Source organism: Aeromonas molluscorum 848 (assembly GCF_000388115.1).
In the GTDB taxonomy this organism is placed as follows: Bacteria; Pseudomonadota; Gammaproteobacteria; order Enterobacterales; family Aeromonadaceae; genus Aeromonas; species Aeromonas molluscorum.
Genome location: NZ_AQGQ01000252.1, coordinates 1 through 3,168, shown reverse-complemented (window position 1 = coordinate 3,168; position 3,168 = coordinate 1). Strand labels below are relative to the sequence as shown.

Genomic DNA, 3,168 nt, shown 5'->3' with positions numbered 1-3,168 from the left:
TAGCGCTTATCTGCCATGCACGATTAACGTCACTAGCAACCGACGAGTGATACGTGTTTAAGATGCAGTGATAGCGATCCCCGGGCCGCACCGAGTTGATATAGCCAAAGCTGTAGATTGCTTGGACGTTGCCAGTGGCATAGGCCGGGGCGAAATAGAACAGCAGATTATCCCCCACCAGATCCCAGCGCTTGTCACTATAGCGGCCGGTGGCGGGCCAGCGGTGCTCCAGGATCAGGGTATAGGTGTCCAGATCCACCACGTCCTCGACCATGGCGACCTTGGCCAAATAACCTGTATTGCCAGACCCGGATGACCAGCCAGAAAACGCCGTGTTATCGATGCGCAGGCTGACAGGATAGGCATCTACCAGCTCTGGGCTGCGCACGATGAACACCTGACCATTAGCATTCTCATGGGTGATGACCCAGCCCAGCCCCGGGATCTTGATGGTAATGGTGCCACTGGCCGCAATGCCGGGATCGCCGCCATCGAGGGCAAACCAGACCTTGGTCGCGCTCACCTTCATGACCCTGTGCTCACCGTTGTAACCAGACGGGCTGGCGCCACTGATGGCGATCACCGAATCATTGAGGTAACTGTGCCCGCCGTCGATGGTGGCCACCGCCCAGCCCAGTGTCGCATCCCAAGTCAGACTGTTGACGGTCAGATTACCGAACCCGGTCACCAGCACCGCCTTGAGCAGGGTCGCCAGTGCGCCCTCGGTGGTATCGCCCAGGCTCGGCGCACCCTGCATCGCACTGCTGTACCATTTTACCGGAAAATCCATGGTGTTCTCCTGATTGGTCTGGGTGGGGCAAAGTGCCCCACCCAGTTAAGTGGCTGGCGCGTCAACGGGGTGCAGGCCCTCGGCGCCGTAACTTTCCTGCACTGCTATCGGTTGACGTTGCCGCGCAGCTGCACCTCAAACTGGTCACTGTCCAGCGCCGCTACCGACTGCAGCACGGTGCGGATAAACCAGAGGGGATAGTTGGCGGCGATGGTATTGAAGCGCAGCAGGTTGCCCGTGGCCCAGCCCGCTCCCCAGCCCCGGTGGTCCAGCACGAAATAGGGCTGGCCGTTGTTGGGGTTGGTCGGGGCAAAGTCGCTGTTCACGTCCCCCACCGCAATCTGGCCCACATGCTCCCCCACCAGAATGAAGTTGGTCGCAGAGGTGAACTGGATCATCCAGCGCTCCTGCAGGCAAGCCCGGTTGGTGACCAGGATCGGAAAATCCGTGTCGTTGTACTGGGCCGTGCAGGGGTCGCCGATCAGGTAGTCCTCCCACTTGTTGGTCCAAACCTTCTGGTCGAACAGGTTGGCATAGCGGGCCCAGAGGTCGCCGATGATGAGCGCCGACGATACCAGGGTGTCCGCCGCCTGATAGGCGTGAGACAAGGGCCGCGCCAGGGTGAGGCGGCCCGAGATATCCACGTCCGTGACCAGGCTCATGTCCTCGATGCGATGCACTGCATACAGGGGCTCGGCATACCCCGTCAGATCGAGCGGATTGGCGAGGGTGACGATGCCCGCATCCAGATCCGTGGTGTAGAGGGGCTGGGCCAGCTGCTTGCCGTCCTTGTCCTCCAGGTGCAGGTGCGCCAACCGTTCGCGGCCCACGTTCAGGCTCTGACCGGCCACGACCCCCATGGCAAAGGCCGACCGCTGGGTGCTATGCACCACGGCGATATTGCCCTTGCGCAGGAAGGGCACCCGGCCATCGGAGGGCAGGCGCACCGGATCCAGGCCAATGAGGTCTGCATCGAGCGGCAGATAGGAGTAGACCACGCAGTTAAAGCGGATGGTGTCGGCCACCACGGACAGAGGTCGCCAGATCTTGCCATTGGCATCGACCTGTTCGGCGTCATACCAGGGCTCGCCCTCATGGCCTGCGGCGGTGATGAGTCGCCCGAACCGCACCGTGCTGATGCCGGTCTGGTAATCAACCAGGCCACTCATGTCCGCATTGCTGATGGTGCCATCGCCGTTGGCGGTGGTTTCGATGCGCCGCCCGTCCACCGTGCTGGCCGACAGATAGAGGCTACCCGGGGCGAGCGGGGCCCCCGGGGTTCTGAATGTCACCTCATCCACCGACTGGGCCACCATGCTGGTCACCAGGCTGACCAAGGCCGCGCTGTTGGCCTGCCCCGGGGTCCACACGGTGACGCTGGCCACGCCGTTGGCATAGTCGAGCGTCCCGGCTTGCTCCCCGGCCCCAGTCGCCGGATCGATGGCCCGATAGAGCAGCCCCTGCTTGTCCACATAGGTGGATCCGCCCAAGGTGAAGCGCACCGACCCGGCCAGGATGGCCTCGCCAATGCGCGGGGTCAGATCCAGGGTCAGGGCGGCCAGGGTCAGGGTGGCCGTGCCGCCGGTGCTGGCGTTGTTGCTGCGATACTGCACCTCGACCCAGCCGCTGTCGTCGGTCGGGAACAGGTACGGCGCCTGCACATAGTAGATCTCGACCAGGGTCCAGCGCTGGCGCGCCACCGTGTTGCCCTCGGCGTCGAGGCTGGTGCCGATGGTGCGCCACTCATAGCGCGTCTGCGGCACCCCGCTCTGGCCATCGGGCACAAAGTTGACCGTGCCCGCCACATAGTTGACGGTGCCAAGCTCGGTGCCCTCGGTATTGAGCAGCTTGCCGTTGCCGTCATCGTGCAGGGTGATGATGGGATCGTTCTTCTCGATCACCAGCTCGGTATCGCTCTGCACCTCCTCATAGAAGGCGTTGAATCTGAGTTGCACCATGCCCGGGGTCAGGTTGGTCTGAGCCAGCGCCAGGGTGATGCTGCCGTTACCATCGCGCACCGGGTAGTCGAAGCGCTCCAGATTGGGATCGCCGAACTGGTAGGCCACGGCGATCTCCTCGCCGCCGCTGGGCAGGGTCGGCAGCGCCAGGTCAATGGCGCCGGTCACATAGTTGACGGTGCCGCTGGCATCCCCCGTGATCTGGCCCAGACCGTTATCACTGGCCGCCTGGCCACTGCCCCAGGTCAGAGCCAAGGTGCTGGGAGTCAGGCCGCCATCGGGCAAGCTGGCTTTCAGGCGCGGGGCCGAAGGCACCAGGGCGCTGCGGTTGAAGTAGCTCACCGCCGTGCCCCAGCTGAACAGGATGGCGCTGCCCACATCCGGCAGGGCGCCTAGGGTCAGGATCACCGAGCCGGTACT

2 pseudogenes are annotated in these 3,168 nt (G+C 63.6%); both read right to left on the bottom strand.

The annotated features are described in order from the left end of the window. Nucleotides 1–790 (bottom strand): annotated as a pseudogene (locus G113_RS19545) (hypothetical protein); the annotation flags it as partial. Nucleotides 791–894: 104 nt separating this feature from the next. After that, nucleotides 895–3,168: pseudogene (locus G113_RS19540) on the bottom strand (curculin (mannose-binding) lectin protein); the annotation flags it as partial.